The organism is Streptomyces sp. NPDC054975 (assembly GCF_053609105.1).
In genome coordinates, this window is record NZ_JBSGWV010000018.1 from 35226 (window position 1) to 50327 (window position 15102).

Annotated in this window: 15 protein-coding genes, 1 tRNA gene and 1 pseudogene; 5 read left to right on the forward strand and 12 right to left on the reverse strand. The window is 71.4% G+C overall.

Annotated elements, in window-relative coordinates; translation table 11 throughout:
* Positions 1 to 21 precede the first annotated feature (21 nt).
* Together ACWF79_RS18190 and ACWF79_RS18195 are read right to left on the reverse strand one after the other, a co-directional pair.
* Positions 22 to 2559, reverse strand: a complete 2538-nt coding sequence (locus tag ACWF79_RS18190) for an ABC transporter permease (protein WP_453729101.1) — start codon at positions 2557 to 2559, stop codon at positions 22 to 24.
* 80 nt (positions 2560 to 2639) lie between these two features.
* Positions 2640 to 3410 (reverse strand): ABC transporter ATP-binding protein, encoded by a 771-nt coding sequence (locus tag ACWF79_RS18195; RefSeq protein WP_453729102.1) that lies wholly within the window; start codon positions 3408 to 3410, stop codon positions 2640 to 2642.
* 388 nt (positions 3411 to 3798) lie between these two features.
* On the opposite strand from ACWF79_RS18195, the gene ACWF79_RS18200 reads away from it, so the two are divergent.
* Positions 3799 to 3880 (forward strand) — tRNA-Leu (locus ACWF79_RS18200).
* Positions 3881 to 4021: 141 nt separating this feature from the next.
* The gene (locus ACWF79_RS18205) at positions 4022 to 4909 is read left to right on the forward strand and encodes a Bax inhibitor-1/YccA family protein (protein ID WP_453729103.1); all 888 of its coding nucleotides are present in this window, start codon (positions 4022 to 4024) and stop codon (positions 4907 to 4909) included.
* Between the two features lie 71 nt (positions 4910 to 4980).
* Here the strand turns inward: ACWF79_RS18205 and ACWF79_RS18210 are convergent, their stop codons facing one another.
* Positions 4981 to 5544, reverse strand: a complete 564-nt coding sequence (locus ACWF79_RS18210; RefSeq protein ID WP_453729104.1) for a TetR/AcrR family transcriptional regulator — start codon at positions 5542 to 5544, stop codon at positions 4981 to 4983.
* Between the two features lie 57 nt (positions 5545 to 5601).
* Positions 5602 to 5832, reverse strand: coding sequence for a DUF4287 domain-containing protein (locus ACWF79_RS18215; RefSeq protein ID WP_453729105.1), 231 nt, complete (start codon positions 5830 to 5832; stop codon positions 5602 to 5604).
* A 101-nt stretch (positions 5833 to 5933) separates the two neighbouring features.
* Here ACWF79_RS18215 and ACWF79_RS18220 point away from each other — a divergent pair, with 101 nt between their 5' ends.
* Positions 5934 to 6275: a hypothetical protein gene (locus tag ACWF79_RS18220; protein WP_453729106.1), complete on the forward strand. Its 342-nt coding sequence runs from the start codon at positions 5934 to 5936 to the stop codon at positions 6273 to 6275.
* A gap of 160 nt (positions 6276 to 6435) precedes the next feature.
* Here the strand turns inward: ACWF79_RS18220 and ACWF79_RS18225 are convergent, their stop codons facing one another.
* The 3 genes from ACWF79_RS18225 to ACWF79_RS18235 form a co-directional block, all read right to left on the reverse strand.
* Positions 6436 to 7278 (reverse strand): hypothetical protein, encoded by an 843-nt coding sequence (locus ACWF79_RS18225; RefSeq protein WP_453729173.1) that lies wholly within the window; start codon positions 7276 to 7278, stop codon positions 6436 to 6438.
* Between the two features lie 221 nt (positions 7279 to 7499).
* Entirely contained in the window at positions 7500 to 8720 is a 1221-nt protein-coding gene (locus ACWF79_RS18230; protein ID WP_453729107.1) for an acetyl-CoA C-acetyltransferase, read from the reverse strand.
* Positions 8721 to 8975: 255 nt separating this feature from the next.
* Positions 8976 to 9986, reverse strand: a complete 1011-nt coding sequence (locus ACWF79_RS18235) for an SGNH/GDSL hydrolase family protein (protein WP_453729174.1) — start codon at positions 9984 to 9986, stop codon at positions 8976 to 8978.
* 119 nt (positions 9987 to 10105) lie between these two features.
* Here ACWF79_RS18235 and ACWF79_RS18240 point away from each other — a divergent pair, with 119 nt between their 5' ends.
* A complete protein-coding gene (locus ACWF79_RS18240) occupies positions 10106 to 11506 on the forward strand; it encodes a cystathionine beta-synthase (protein WP_453729108.1) in 1401 nt (466 codons plus the stop codon).
* A 239-nt stretch (positions 11507 to 11745) separates the two neighbouring features.
* Here the strand turns inward: ACWF79_RS18240 and ACWF79_RS18245 are convergent, their stop codons facing one another.
* Entirely contained in the window at positions 11746 to 12141 is a 396-nt protein-coding gene (locus tag ACWF79_RS18245) for a hypothetical protein (protein ID WP_453729109.1), read from the reverse strand.
* Positions 12142 to 12275: 134 nt separating this feature from the next.
* On the opposite strand from ACWF79_RS18245, the gene ACWF79_RS18250 reads away from it, so the two are divergent.
* A complete protein-coding gene (locus ACWF79_RS18250) occupies positions 12276 to 13115 on the forward strand; it encodes a MurR/RpiR family transcriptional regulator (RefSeq protein WP_453729110.1) in 840 nt (279 codons plus the stop codon).
* Positions 13116 to 13144: 29 nt separating this feature from the next.
* Here ACWF79_RS18250 and ACWF79_RS18255 read toward each other — a convergent pair whose 3' ends face one another.
* The 4 genes and pseudogenes from ACWF79_RS18255 to ACWF79_RS18270 all read right to left on the reverse strand — a co-directional run.
* Complete coding sequence (locus ACWF79_RS18255; RefSeq protein ID WP_453729111.1) at positions 13145 to 13516, reverse strand: hypothetical protein; 372 nt, start codon at positions 13514 to 13516, stop codon at positions 13145 to 13147.
* A gap of 47 nt (positions 13517 to 13563) precedes the next feature.
* The gene (locus ACWF79_RS18260; RefSeq protein ID WP_453729112.1) at positions 13564 to 14028 is read right to left on the reverse strand and encodes a roadblock/LC7 domain-containing protein; all 465 of its coding nucleotides are present in this window, start codon (positions 14026 to 14028) and stop codon (positions 13564 to 13566) included.
* Positions 14028 to 14786, reverse strand: a complete 759-nt coding sequence (locus ACWF79_RS18265; RefSeq protein ID WP_453729113.1) for a transcriptional regulator — start codon at positions 14784 to 14786, stop codon at positions 14028 to 14030. The genes ACWF79_RS18260 and ACWF79_RS18265 overlap by 1 nt, the downstream gene beginning before the upstream one ends.
* A pseudogene (locus tag ACWF79_RS18270) lies at positions 14783 to 14962 on the reverse strand (hypothetical protein); the annotation flags it as partial. The gene ACWF79_RS18265 and the pseudogene ACWF79_RS18270, both read right to left, overlap by 4 nt.
* Positions 14963 to 15102: the final 140 nt, after the last annotated feature.

Sequence of the window (15102 nt, forward strand, 5' to 3'; positions counted from 1 at the left end):
GCCCTTCGTTCCGAGGCGCTGCTACTCGGTCTTGATGGCCGTCAGCATGTTCAGCCTCGCCGCGCTGCGGGCCGGCCAGAGGGACGCCAGGACGCCGACCAGTCCGGCCAGGACCAGGAAGATCGCGATCCGGTCCCAGGGCAGGACCAGGGCGTAGCCCGGCAGGCTGTTCTTGAACGTCTCGCCGATCGCCCAGCCGAGGAACGAGCCGAGACCGATGCCGACCACCGCGCCGAAGAGCGAGATGACGACGGCCTCCAGACGGACCATCCGCTTCACGCGACGCCGGTCGAGACCGATCGCCCGCAGCATGCCGATCTCCTGCTGACGCTCGAAGACGGACATGGCCAGGGTGTTCACCACGCCCAGGATCGCGATGATCAGGGCCATCGCCAGCAGCCCGTACATGATGTTCAGGAGCAGGTTGATCTGGCCGCCGAACAGGTCACGGATGTCCTTCTGGTCCATGACGGTGATGGCCGGGTTGTCGCCCATGGCCTTCGCGAGCGCCTTGTCGTTGGCGGCCGAGGCGCCGCCGTCCATCGAGACGAAGATCTGCGGGATGTAGGGCTTCTGGTCGTGGGCGGTGATGGTCTTCGCGTCGATGACGACCGGCGAGACGAACTCGCTGTCCTCGAAGATCGCGCCGACGGTCACCTTCCCCTTCTTCTTGTCGCCGAACTCGATCGGCAGCGTGTCGCCGACCTTCCAGCCCTGCTTGGTCGCGGTCTTCTCGGCGACCGCGATCCGGCCCTGGCCGAGGGTGCCGAGCGAACCCTTCAGGGTGTTGAGCTTGATGAGCTTCTCGATGTCGCCGGGGGTGACACCGGAGGCCGAGACGTCCTTGCCCTTGAGCGTGAACCAGCCGGCCTGCTGCGGGGAGACGGCGGTGGCGCCGGGCGTCTTCCTGATCGCCTCCAGGGCCGTCGCGTCCAGTCCGTCACCGGCGCCGTCGGCCATGGTGATCATGTAGTCGGCGCGGATCTGATCCGTCGTCATCTTGTCCAGGGCCGTGCCGACCGTCGTACCGAGCACGGTCAGGCCCGTGACCAGGGTCAGACCGATGGCGAGCGCGGACGCCGTGGCACCGGTACGGCGCGGGTTGCGGACCGCGTTGAGGCCGGCGAGCTTGCCGGAGACCCCGAAGACGCCGACGAACAGCGGGCGGATCAGGGCGATCACCGGGCGGGAGAGCAGCGGGATCAGCACGATCACACCGATGAGGGTGGTGAACGCACCGCCCGCGATGAACATCCGGCCGTCGTCGCCGCCCTTGCCGGCGCCGAGCACGATCAGGACCGCGCCGAGCGCGGTGATCGCGGCGCCGATGGAGTTGCGGACCACCAGGGACTTGGTCGTCGCCGCGGCGTGGACGCTGCTCATGGCGGCGACCGGCGGGATCTTCGCGGCGCGGCGGCCGGGCAGCCAGGCGGCGAACATGGTGATCAGGACACCGACGGCGAGCGCGGCGATCAGCGGGGTCGCACCGAGGACCAGCGGGCCGCCCGGCACCTTCAGGTCGAAGGCGTTCATGCCCGCGCGGAGCCCCACGGCGAGCGCGATGCCCAGGCCGTAGCCGACGGCGGAGGCCACCAGGCCCACCAGACCGGCCTCGGCGAGGACGGAGCGGGTGATCTGCTTGCGCGAGGCACCGACGGCGCGCATCAGCGCGAGCTCCTTGGTGCGCTGGGCGACCAGCATGGTGAAGGTGTTGGCGATCAGGAAGACACCGACGAAGAGGGCGATGCCGGCGAAGCCGAGCAGCACCTGCTTCAGTGCGCCGAGCCCGGCCTCGATGTCCTTGGCCTGCTGGTCGGCGAGCGCCTGCCCGGTCTGGGCGGTCGCGGCCTTCGGGACGACCTTCAGGACCTCGTCGAGCAGCTTGTCGGCGTCGGTTCCGGGGGTGGCGACGACGATGGCGTCCCGGTAGAAGCCCGGCTTCACGTACTGCTTCTGCGCGACGGCCTTGTCGAAGAGGACCAGGCTGCCGCCGGCGCTGACCGCGCCGTCGTCGGTGGTGAAGATGCCCGAGAGGGTGTACTCCTTCACCGGCCCGTTGGTGGCGACACGGACGGTGTCGCCGACCTTGTAGCCGCCCTTGGCCGCGGTGTCCTTGTCGAGCGCGATCTGCCCGTCCTGGAGGGGGCCCGCGCCCTGGGTGAAGTCGTACGCCCGGTCCTTGCCGTCGGCGCCGGGGGCGAAGTTGGTGCCCTTGTTGGACCAGCCGACGCCGATCAGCTTGCCGTTCTTGTCGGGGACGCCGGCGAAGCCGTCGACCCGTCCGGTGACGGAGGCGACGCCGTCGAGCGTGCCGATGCGGTCGATGACGGCCTGGGAGAGACCGGGGGTCTTGGCGGCCTCCTCCGGGCTCGGGTGGAGGTTGACGGCGACGGCGACGTCGTCGTAGCTCTTCGCCGACTGGTTGCGGAAGGCCTGGGAGAGGGTGTCGGTGAAGACCAGGGTGCCGGAGACGAAGGCCACGCCGAGCATCACGGCGAGGACGGTCATCAGCAGCCTGGCCTTGTGCGCGAGCACGTTGCGCAAGGCGGTACGGAACATGGTGTGTGTGTCCTGGAGTGGAGCGCCCCCTGCGGGGGCGGAACGTCGAAGGGCCGCGGACGGGGCGGAGCCCCCGGGCGTCAGCTCGTGCGGCCCTTGGCGTCGAAGGCCTTCATCCGGTCGAGGACGCCGTCCGCCGTGGGGTGGAGCATCTCGTCGACGATCCGGCCGTCCGCGAGGAAGATGACGCGGTCCGCGTAGGAGGCGGCGACCGGGTCGTGGGTGACCATGACGACGGTCTGGCCCAGCTCGCGTACCGAGTTGCGCAGGAAGCCCAGGACCTCGGCGCCCGAGCGCGAGTCCAGGTTTCCGGTCGGCTCGTCGCCGAAGATGATCTCGGGGCGGGAGGCCAGCGCGCGGGCCACGGCGACGCGCTGCTGCTGGCCGCCGGAGAGCTGCGTGGGGCGGTGGCTCAGCCGACCGGAGAGGCCGATCATGTCGATGACCTTCTCCACCCACTGCTTGTCGGGCTTGCGGCCCGCGATGTCCATCGGCAGCGTGATGTTCTCCAGCGCCGTCAGCGTCGGCAGCAGGTTGAAGGCCTGGAAGATGAAGCCGATCTTGTCCCGGCGCAGCTGGGTCAGCTGCTTGTCCTTGAGGGTGCCGAGCTCGGTCTCACCGAGGCGGACCGAGCCGGACGAGAAGGAGTCGAGGCCCGCCACGCAGTGCATCAGGGTCGACTTGCCGGAGCCGGACGGGCCCATGATCGCGGTGAACTCGCCCTGCCGGAAGTCCACGGTGACCCGGTCCAGGGCGACCACCTGGGTCTCGCCCTGTCCGTAGACCTTCGAAAGATCCGTGGCGCGGGCGGCCACCGCGGTGGCGCGGGACACGGTGGGGGTGGTGGTCACGAGGGACTCCTGTCACTGCGGGATGTTCGGGAACCACTCCATCGTTTCGAACGTTGGGGCACGGGTCGTCCGTCCACATGCCCGTTCGCGGGGGCGACTGGAGTCGGACCGTCGGGCCCGGCCCTCCTCCTGAGGTATGACGGGATCCCTGAGACGCGGTACCCCCGGGGGGATGGTCCGGCCGGGCGGTGCCGGTGCGGCGACTTTCCGTCATTCCGGTGGGCCGGACTTTGCGGCCGCGAGCCCCGTCACAGTTCGCCGAAACAGGCCTCACCTGCGCTGACGCACCCTCAGACGTCAATAAAATAAGACAACATCGGGCCATCGTTCGGCTGAACGAGGGACGCGCCCCGATAGGCTCCTGTGCCAACGCGGAGCCGCGCTCCATGCCCGGATGGTGGAATGCAGACACGGCGAGCTTAAACCTCGCTGGCCTTCGGGCCGTGCCGGTTCGAGTCCGGTTCCGGGCACAACTCACCCGTCGACGGCCGTGCCGGCCCCCGGGCCTCTCTAACGATCTCGGAAAGATCCTCCCCGAGCACTAGGGAGTTTCTTTTGCTTCCGCATTACTCTTGACGCAAGGCCGCGCAGTGCGGCCATGGAGGAGTGAGATGAGGAGCAGCAACCCGGTCTTCTCGCGACGGGGGTTCAGCCGCGACAACGGCTACGCCGGCTTCAACGCGCAGCAGCCGCAGGCCGGGGGCCCCGCCGTCGGAACCAACCCGTACGCCGAAGGCACCACGAACCCCTACGCGACGAACCCGTACGCGCAGGACACCCAGCTCGGCGCCCCGCAGCAGGCCCGCGGCGATGTGATGACCATCGACGACGTCGTGAGCCGTACGGCCATGACGCTCGGCACGGTCGTGATCACCGCCGCCCTGTCGTGGTTCCTGCTGCCGGTCGACGAGGCGAACATCGGCAAGTCCTACGGCATCGCCATCGGCGCCGCCCTGGTCGCCTTCGTCCTGGCCATGGTGCAGTCCTTCAAGCGCAAGGCCTCGCCCGCGCTGATCCTGGCCTACGCGGCGTTCGAGGGTGTCTTCCTCGGCGTCATCTCGGCCGCGGTCTCGACCTACATCTCGCCCGGTGTGGTCGCGCAGGCGGTGCTCGGCACGATGGCGGTCTTCGCCGGCGTGCTGATCGCCTACAAGATGCGCTGGATCCGTGTGACCCGCCGTTTCTACGGCTTCGTGATGGCGGCCGCGATCGGCTTCATCCTGCTGATGGCGGTCAACGCGCTGTTCTCGCTCTTCGACGGCGCCGGTGACGGCCTGGGCTTCCGCAGCGGCGGCCTCGGCATCCTCTTCGGTGTCATCGGCATCATCCTCGGTGCCTGCTTCCTCGCCCTCGACTTCAAGCAGGTCGAGGACGGCGTGACGTACGGCGCCCCGCGCGAGGAGTCCTGGCTGGCGGCCTTCGGCCTCACCCTGACCCTGGTGTGGATCTACCTGGAGATGCTGCGTCTGCTGTCGATCCTGCAGGGCGGCGACGACTGACGCACGACCCGTGTGTGACGAAGGGCCCGTCCGGCTTCCGCCGGGCGGGCCCTTCCGCGTCTGGTCCCGGCCTAGGCCCTGAGCGCCGCGTCCAGGAGGACGCGTGCCGCGTCCTTCGCCCGGGCGGCCGGCTCGGGGGAGCCCTCGATGCCGGCGACGGCCATGGCGCCGTTGGCGAGCAGCGCGAGCTGGTCGGCCAGCTCCGTGGGGGCGCCGAGCGCCTTGGTCTGGTCCGCGAAGTACTCCCTCAGGGCCTGCTTGTGGCCCCGGGCGATGGCGGCGACGTCCGGGGAGATGCCGCCCATCTCGCCGAAGGTGTTGATGAAGGCGCAGCCGCGGAAGCCGGGGTCGGCGAACCAGTCGCCGAGGTAGTCGAAGACCGCGAGGGCGCGCTCGTACGGCGTGGTGGCGTGGGTGGCCCCGTGGGCGGCGATGGCCTCCCTGACGGCGCTGTCACGGCGGTTGAGGACCGCCCAGACCAGATGGTCCTTGGACGGGTAGAGCTGGTACAGGCGCTTGAGCGAGACGCCGGACGCGGTGCGGATGGCGTCCATGCCGACCGCCTGCACCCCGCGCTCGTCGAACAGCGCCTCCGCGGCTTCCAGGAGCCGCTGCTCGGCGGTCTCGGTGTCCATCGTCCGCTCACCCCCGGTATGGGAGAACCATCGTTCTCCCACTCTACCCGGGTGGTGTCAGAGCAGCCTGCGGGCCGCCCGGCGGAGGTCGTACTCGTGGATGATCGCCTTCGCGTGGCCGTACGCGAGGTCGTGCTCGCCCCGGAGCCAGCTGACCTTCTCCTCGAAGCGGACGAGGGAGGGGCCTTCCTCGACGGTGCGGAGCCAGTCGGAGACTTCACGACCGGTGCAGTGGGGGATGCGGGCGAGCAGGTTGCGGTGGGTCTCTTCGGAGAAAACGTAGGACATGCGGCGCCTCCGGACGCGTGTTGCCGTGTGCTCCTTCCCGTCACCGTGCCCGAGCGTGGGCGCGTTGGCAACAGTGCCGGACCGGCGCGTAGGGTCGCGGCGTGCTTGATACGAGTGAACTGACCGCCGCCGTCGAGCGGTTCGCCGACCGTTTGCGGTCGGCCCCGCAGAGCCGTCTCCAGCGTGGCGCTGCCGCCGAAGGGCTCGCGCTGGCCAGGGAGTTGGCGCTCCGGTCGCGACGGATCGAGGGCCTGGAGGGGGAGTCGGATTCCGGTGGACCGGTCATGCGGGACGCCGGGGTCTTCGTCGTCGCCGACCAACTCCTGGTCGCCGGAACCGATCTCGCCGAGGCACTGCGAACGGCCCCGGCCGGTCCCTGGGAGCGGGAACTGGGCGAGGCCGTGAGGCTGGTACGGGAGTCCGCGGCGCGCTCGGGGCTCTGACGGCACCTGGCGGGCGCCGACGGCATGGGCACCCATGACGGCCACCGGCCGGGCTCTGGCGGCCCTTTGGCGGGCCATGACGGCCTGAGCGGGGCCCCTGAGGGCCCCTGGGGCTGCGGCGGGCCAAGCGGGTAGGCCGGGCTCAGCGATGCGAGCCGGGCTACAGCGAGGCGATCACGCGGTCGGCGAGGATGTAGACGTTCTCGTCGTCCGCTTCGCCGAAGGAGAACGTCAGGGCGTACGCGCCCGAGACGCCCGAGCCGCCGAGCAGGACCGGCGTACGGCCGGTGCGCAGGGCCTCGGCGAGGCGCTCCGCGGTCTCGCGGTGTCCGGGGGTCATGCAGAGCGTGGTGCCGTCGGCGAAGACGTACACGTCGAGCGTGCCGAGCGGGCCCGGGCGCACGTCGGTCAGTGCGGTGCCCGTGTCGGCGAGCTCCTCCAGGCGGGACACCGTGCGCTCGTGGTCGGTGACGACCGGCGTCTGGACCGGGACGAAGTCGGGGTGCGAGGGGTGGCGGCGGCGGGCCGCGGCGAGCTCGGGGGAGTCCTCCGCGTACTCGGTCAGCTCGGGGAACTCCTCCAGGACGCTGTCCACGCCGGCGCCGTCGAGCGCGGCGGCCTCGGCCTCCATCGCCTCCAGGGCCATGGCCTCCAGGCCCGCGAAGTCGGCCTGGCGCGGAACGTAGAAGGGGCCGTCCTCGGTCGTGCCGCCGAGACCGCCGAGCAGGGAGGGCGCGTCGGCCGCGTCCCGGGCCTCCTGGGCCGCCCAGAAGGCACGCGCCTCGGCGAGCTCGCGCTCGCGCTCCTCGGCCAGCGCCTCGGCGACCGCGGCGCGTATCTCCGAGGCGGGCGTCTGGCGGGCGTGCGGGACGGACACCCCGTGCGAGGCGGCGAGTTCGCCACGCAGGGCGACGACCTGCTTACGGAGACCGTGGGCAGCGCGCAGGGCGGCGGCGCCCACGACCGTGGCGGCGGCCGTGGTCACCAGCAGGGCAAGAGACATGGCGCTCACTGACGTACTCCCGATTCCGAGTCGATCCCCCGACTTCCTACATCAGCCTGCCGTGGGAGTGCGCCCCCTGTCAGTGCATTACGTCACGAATTGGACAGGTATTTCGGCCAGGTGTTTAGTCCCGTTGCTGCTGTGACCTGGGGTTATGGGTCTCCCCCGGGACGTAGGTCACATCCTGGGGGAGATTCGGTCACGGCTGGGACGCGACGGGGTTAGGAGAGGCGCTCGATGACCATGGCCATGCCCTGGCCACCGCCGACGCACATGGTCTCCAGACCGAACTGCTTGTCGTGGAACTGGAGGCTGTTGATGAGCGTGCCGGTGATCCGGGCGCCGGTCATGCCGAAGGGGTGACCGACGGCGATGGCGCCGCCGTTGACGTTCACCTTGTCCAGGTCCAGGCCGAGGTCCTGGTAGGACGGGATGACCTGGGCGGCGAAGGCCTCGTTGATCTCGGCCAGGTCGATGTCGCCGATGGTCAGGCCGGCGCGCTTGAGGGCCTGCTTGGAGGCCTCGACCGGGCCGAGGCCCATGATCTCGGGGGAGAGGCCCGAGACGCCGGTGGAGACGATGCGGGCGAGCGGGGTCAGGCCCAGCTCGGCGGCCTTGGTGTCGGACATGATCACGAGCGCGGCGGCGCCGTCGTTGAGCGGGCAGCAGTTGCCGGCGGTGACCAGGCCGTCGGGGCGGAAGACGGGCTTGAGGCCCTGCACGCCCTCCAGGGTGACGCCGGCGCGCGGGCCGTCGTCGGTGGAGACGACGGTGCCGTCGGGGAGCGTCACCGGGGTGATCTCGCGCTCCCAGAAGCCGTTCTTGATGGCCTGCTCGGCGAGGTTCTGGGACCGTACGCCGAACTCGTCCATCTCCTGGCGGCTGATGCCCTTCCAGCGGGCCAGGTTCTCGGCGGTCTGGCCCATGGCGATGTACGCGTCCGGGACGAGGCCGTCCTCGCGCGGGTCGTGCCAGGTGGAGCCCTCGGAGGCGGCGACGGCGGCGGTGCGGGCCTCGGCGTCGGCGAAGTAGGGGTTGTGCGTGTCGGGCAGGGAGTCGGAGTTGCCCTTCACGAAGCGGGAGACCATCTCGACACCGGCCGAGATGAAGACGTCGCCCTCACCGGCCTTGATGGCGTGCAGCGCCATGCGGGAGGTCTGCAGGGAGGAGGAGCAGTACCGGGTGACCGTGCAGCCCGGGAGGTGGTCCATCCCCATCTGGACGGCGACGATCCGGCCCAGGTTGTTGCCCTGCTCGCCACCGGGCAGGCCACAGCCGAGCATCAGGTCGTCGATGTCGCGCGGGTCCAGCTCGGGGACCTTGGCGAGCGCGGCCTGGATGATCGTCGCGGTGAGGTCGTCGGGCCGCAGCTCCTTCAGGGAGCCCTTGAAGGCCCGGCCGATCGGGGAGCGGGCGGTCGAGACGATGACGGCTTCGGGCATCACGGCTCCAGGAGGATGCGGAGAGGGCGGACAGAACGGGAAGTTACCTGTACGTACGCGACGGGTCACCGCCTTGACGGTGTGACGCGGGACTCTTTTCTAAGCGACCGCTCAGTGGGTGAGCCGTAACCTGCGCCGGCCCGCCCTAGCCACCCCCCGTGTACCCCCGTCCCACAGGGCGGGACGGGGGGGCACACGGGACGGCGCCCTGGCGGGCGCGTCCGCTCCGTGAGCCCGTGCTCCGGCGCCGCGCGCCTACAGGTGGCGGGCGTCCTCGGCGTCCGGGGAAGCGGGTGCAGGGGTCTCCGCGGCGGGGAGGCGGCGCCGGCGCCGGTGTTTCAGGAGGGCCCACGGCGCGCGGGCGCCCGTGACCTCCGTGCCGGCCTCCCGGGCCGCCTCCGCCGCCGCCTTCGCCACCGGCAGCATGTCCTCGTGGCGGTCCGGCTCCAGCCGGTCCGTCTCCGGCCACACGCCGAGCACCGCGCACACCGTCGGCAGGACCGCCATCGCCGCCGTCGCGTACCCCTCCGCCGAGGGGTGGTAGTTGTCCGCCCCGAACATCTCCCGGGGGTTCGCCGCGAACTCAGGGCCCAGCAGGTCCCCCAGCGACACCGTCCGCCCGCCCTGCTCCACGACCACGATCGTCTGCGCCGCCGCCAGCTGCCGCGACACCCGCCGCGCCATCCACCGCAGCGGCTGGTAGACGGGCTCGATCGTCCCCAGATCCGGGCAGGTCCCCACGACCACCTCCGCCCCGGCCGTCCGCAGCCGCCGCACCGCCGCCGCGAGCAGCCGCACCGACTCCGTGGCCGGCATCCGGTGCGTGACGTCGTTCGCGCCGATCATGATCACGCAGACGTCCGGCGGACCCGTCGGAGCCGTCAGCAGCAGAGAGACCTGGCGCTCCAGATCGTCCGAGCGCGCCCCCGGCAGTGCCACGTTCCGCAGCACCACCGGCCGCTCCGCCACCGCCGCGAGCCCCGAGGCGAGCAGCGCACCCGGCGTCTGCCCGGCCCGCCGCACGCCCTGGCCCGCCGCCGTGGAATCACCCAGAAGGGCCAGCCGCAGCGGGACCTGGCCGGGTTCCGAGGTCGCGAAGGAGCGTCCGTACAGCCCTTCCGCCCCCGGCGGCAGGGGCGCGACCCCGCCGCCCACGTTCCGCTTCGCCAGCTGTACCTCGGCCAGGACCACGCCCACCGCCGCCACACCGAGGAGCCCGATGCTCCCGCCGCCGTACGCCGCGCCCGCCGCGATCCGCCGTGCCACCCTCGCCCTCGACATAGGGGCAGTCACCTCCTTCAAGCCGTTCAGGAAGTAACTGCCCCGTAACCCGCTCCGACTACGCATACGCTGGACGCACCATTACGGAGACCCCGGAGATTACGGTGCAATTCCACGACTCGATGATCAGCCTCGTCGGCAACACCCCGCTGGTGAAGCTCAACAACGTGACGGCAGGCATCCAGGCCACCGTCCTGGCCAAGGTCGAGTACTTCAACCCCGGCGGCTCGGTCAAGGACCGCATCGCCCTGCGCATGATCGAGGCGGCGGAGGAGAGCGGCGCGCTCAAGCCCGGTGGCACCATCGTCGAGCCCACCTCCGGCAACACCGGAGTCGGTCTGGCGATCGTGGCCCAGCAGAAGGGCTACAAGTGCATCTTCGTCTGCCCGGACAAGGTGTCCACGGACAAGATCAACGTGCTGCGGGCCTACGGTGCCGAGGTCGTGGTCTGCCCCACCGCCGTCGACCCCGAGCACCCCGACTCGTACTACAACGTCTCCGACCGGCTCGTCCGTGAGACCCCGGGTGCCTGGAAGCCGGACCAGTACTCCAACCCGAACAACCCCCGCTCCCACTACGAGACCACCGGCCCCGAGCTGTGGGAGCAGACGGACGGGAAGATCACCCACTTCGTCGCGGGCGTCGGCACCGGCGGCACGATCTCCGGCACCGGCAAGTACCTGAAGGAGGTCAGCTCCGGCAAGGTCACCATCGTCGGCGCGGACCCCGAGGGCTCGGTCTACTCCGGCGGCTCCGGCCGCCCGTACCTGGTCGAGGGCGTCGGCGAGGACTTCTGGCCGACCGCGTACGACCGAAACGTCACGGACCGGATCGTCGCCGTCTCCGACAAGGACTCCTTCCAGATGACCCGCCGCCTCGCCAAGGAGGAGGGCCTCCTCGTGGGCGGCTCCTGCGGCATGGCGGTCGTCGCCGCCCTGGAGGTCGCCAGGGAGCTCGGACCGGACGACGTCGTCGTCGTGCTGCTCCCGGACTCCGGCCGCGGGTACCTCTCGAAGATCTTCAACGACGAGTGGATGGCCGACTACGGCTTCCTGGAGGACACCTCCTCCGCCACCGTCGCCGACGTCCTGCGGCACAAGGAGGGCGTGCTGCCCTCCCTCGTCCACATGCACCCGGAGGAGACGGTCGGGCAGGCGATCGAGGTGCTGCGGGAGTACGGCGTCTCCCAGATGCCGATCGTCAAGCCGGGCGCCGGTCACCCGGACGTCATGGCGGCGGAGATCGTCGGCTCGGTCGTCGAGCGCGAACTCCTCGACGCCCTGTTCACCCAGCGCGCCTCCCTGGAGGACCCGCTGGAGCGCCACATGAGCCCGCCGCTGCCGCAGGTCGGCTCCGGCGAGCCGGTCGCCGACCTGATGTCCGTCCTGGGCGAGTCGGCGGACGCGGCGATCGTGCTGGTCGAGGGCAAGCCGACGGGTGTGGTCAGCCGTCAGGACCTGCTCGCCTTCCTCGCGAACGGCGGGGCGAAGGGCTCCACGAAGTAGCCCGAAGCCTCTCCGAGCGGGCGTTCGCGCAAACGGTACGAGCGCGACACGTACGCGCAGCACCCGCTTAACACGCGTCCTGCACAGTGGTCGTTGTCGGCGTCAGGGACTACGGAGCGGCTCCCGGACCTCCTCAGGACGCCACAGGACGCGGAGACCGGCCCTGACCCGGGCCCGTGTCCCCCGCGGGGACCGCCGTCGTCCCGCCCCCCAGTGATGGGGGTGCGGCGGTCCCCGCGCTACTCCCTCTCGTCGCGGCGCGGCGACAGCGGCAGCCGGTCGCGGAAGGCGTGCACCGCGTTCACGCCCACGATGCCGAGCCACGCCACCATCAGGCCCGCCAGGTTCGCCTGGGTGACCGCGATCGCGGAGAGCGGGATCGCCAGGATCAGCGAGATGATCCCGAAGCCGAAGCGCTCGCCGAAACCCTCGGGTCCCTGCGTGCGGGGGCGGACGCCGCGCGCGGTCGCCACCTGCTGCTCGCCGAGCCGGCGCCGGACCTGCCGCTCGATCGTCGTGTCCAGGCTCTGTTCCACCTTGCCGAGGAAGGAGTCGACGAGGGCGGCCTCGTACTCCGTGCCCAGCTCCTTGCGGGCATGCAGGGTGGCGTCCAGTTCGCTCTTGAGCTCGTCCATACTCGCCAGGGTAGACAGCGGCGGCCCGCCGCGTCGGTAGGGCTAGCCCCCGGCTTTTCTTGCCCTGCTGCATACTTTCATGCAGAGTTCAGAGTTGCTGAATAAGTGGGCGGGACGAGCGGAAGGGGGACGGCGTGAGCGACAGCCCGGCCGGACGGCTGCAGGCGCTCTTCGAGGGGCACCGGCTGACACCGACACAGCGACGGATCGCGCACTGCATGGTGCGCCGCGCCGGTGACGTGGCGTTCCTCTCCAGCGTGGAGCTGGCCGAGCTCGCCGGGGTCAGCCAGCCCTCGGTCACCCGCTTCGCCGTCGCCCTCGGCTTCGACGGCTACCCGGCCCTGCGCCGCCACCTCCGCGAGGTCGCCCCGGCCGGAGAGGCTCCGAGCGAGGCCGGCGAGCACAACGAGTACCAGCAGGCCGTCCTCGCCGAGATGGAGAACCTCCGCCACCTCGCCGAGCTGCTCGCCGACCCGGCGCCCGTCGAGCGCGCCGGGCAGCTGCTCGCCGCCTCGCGCCCGCTGCCCGTCCTCGGCCTGCGGGCCGCGTCCTCCCAGGCGCGCGGCTTCGCGTACTTCGCCGCCAAGGTCCACCCCGACGTCCGCCTCCTCGACGAGGGCGGCTCGATGCTCGCCGACCGTATCGACGCGACGGTACGGGCCGGGGCCACGGCCCTGCTCTGCTTCGCGCTGCCCCGCCACCCCCGGGAGGTCGTGGAGGCGCTGGAGTACGCCCAGGCCGCCGGGCTCACCGTGGTCACGGTCGCCGAGTCGGCGTTCGCGCCCGTCGCGGCCCACAGCGACCTGCTGATCCCGGCCGCCGTCGGCACCGGACTCGCCTTCGACACCGCCTGCGCGCCGATGCTGCTCGGCCGCGTGCTCCTGGAGGCGATGGCGGACGAACTGCCCGACGCGCAGGCGCGGTTGGAGGAGTTCGACACCAAGGCGGCGGCGCGCGGCCTGTTCGTCGAGTAGCCGCGCGTCCCGGCGAGGGGCGGCCCCGCTCAGACCTCCAGTTCGCTCTCGATCCTCTTCAGCTGGTGGCGGGCCATCGCCAGGTTCGCCCGGTCCTTGTGCAGCGCCAGGTACAGGAACAGGCCGCTCGTCCCACGCCCCTTCAGCAGCCTGATCAGGTGGTACTGCGTGCCGAGCGTGATCAGGATGTCCTCGATGTCCTCCTGGAGACCGAGCATCTCCATCGTCCTGACCTTGGCACGGACCACGTCCGTGTTGCCCGCCGCGGCCACGGTCAGGTCGAGTTCCTTGCCGCCGCCGATCGTGCCGAGGGCCATGCCGCTGGTGTAGTCGACCAGCGCGGCGCCGATGGCGCCGTCGATGGACGCGGCTTCCTTGAGGGCGGTCTCGGTGTTCGCCATGGGTGTCGCACTTCCTTTTCGGTTTCGGGTGGAGCGTCGAATCTGAGCTACGAGTGGTTCCGGTTCAGGTCTTTCGGGTCTTTCGCGTCCCTGCGTTCCAGCGCCCCGTCGACCAGCTCGCCGATCCGGGCGCTGGAGCGCCGGGCCTCCAGATGCAGCCGGCCCACGTTGATCCGGGGCTCGGCAAGCAGGGTGAGCACGGCGACGCCGCCGGCCGCGTACGTGGCGACGTAGCCGTCCTCGCCCCGTACGAGCAGCTCACGGAAGCCGCCCTGGCCGGTCGACTCGGTGAGCCGCTGGGCGACACCGAGGGCCGCCGCCGTCAGCGCGGCCACCCCCTCCGCCTCGGCGTCGACCGTGTCATGGGCGAGGACCAGGCCGTCCGCGCTGGCCGCGAGCGCCCCGGTGAGCTGGGGCAGTCGGGCCCGCAGCCGTCTCAGCTCACCGAGCACCTCGGCTTCTGCCGACATCAGTAATCTCCTCTCGGCGCGCAGGCGCAGGGCACGCCTCATCACAGATGTGCCTCCAGGGCGTCGCGGAGCCGGCGCAGCAGGGCGATGTCCGGGTCGGGCGCGATCTCGCCGACCCAGGCGGGGACAGGAGGCGGCGCGGCGACCACGGGGTCGGGCGGGGTCTCCACGAGGCCGGCGGCGGCGAGGCGCCGTACGTCGAGCAGGGTGTGGAAGGCCGTCCGGCCCAGCACCCGCGCGATGTCCGCCGGGGTCCGTACGCCGTCGGCGGCGGCGAGCAGCGCCCGCTGGCGCAGGCTCACCGTCTGCCCGGGGGCGGGCGCGCGGGGCACGACCGGGGCGGTGTCCACGCAGCCGTACGGCCAGACGCTGTCGAGCAGTTCACGGCGCCGTACCGTCTCGCGCTCGACGGCCTCGGTGGAGACCGGCCGCACCGGACCGAACCAGTGGGAGACCCCGTAGCGGAAGCGGGTCGGGCCGGTGGCGGGGGCGAGCGCGAAGAACGCGGCGTCGTAGACGGCGCCGAGGTGGCAGATCTCCAGCTCGCCGTCGCGCAGCCGGCCGCTCTCCACCAGGAACCGGCCCACCTCGTGCCGCGCCCCCGCCCGGTCGACGGCCTCGTCCCAGCCCTCGCGGGCCAGCCGGCCGCCGGCGGTCAGCAGGACGTCGAGACCGGGCGAGGCGGGGCTCTCGGCGTGCACGACGCGGCCGTCGACGAGGTAGAGCGTGCCGTGGTCGCGGAGCAGGGCGCCGGTGGCCCGCTCGGCGGCCAGGCGGACGAGCATGGGGGAGACGGTCATCCGAGCACCAGCTTCTCCGCGAGGTCACGTAACCGGATTCGGGCGAGCGCGAGGTTGCCGGTGTCCCGGTCCAGCCACAGGTGGAGGAAGACGCTGCTGTCGAAGGACGTCTCGACGAACCGCAGGACGTGGTAGCCGTCGCGGGTCGTGACGATCAGGTCCTCGACGGGCGGCCCCTTGGGCAACGCGCGCTCCCGGAGGGCGACATCGGTGCCGGGGCGCAGGGCGATCTCCGTGCTGGGGCGCGCGGACGGGGCGCCGGGCGGGCGTGTGGGCAGCGGCGGGATGACGGCCGGCCTCGTGATCGCGGGGGACA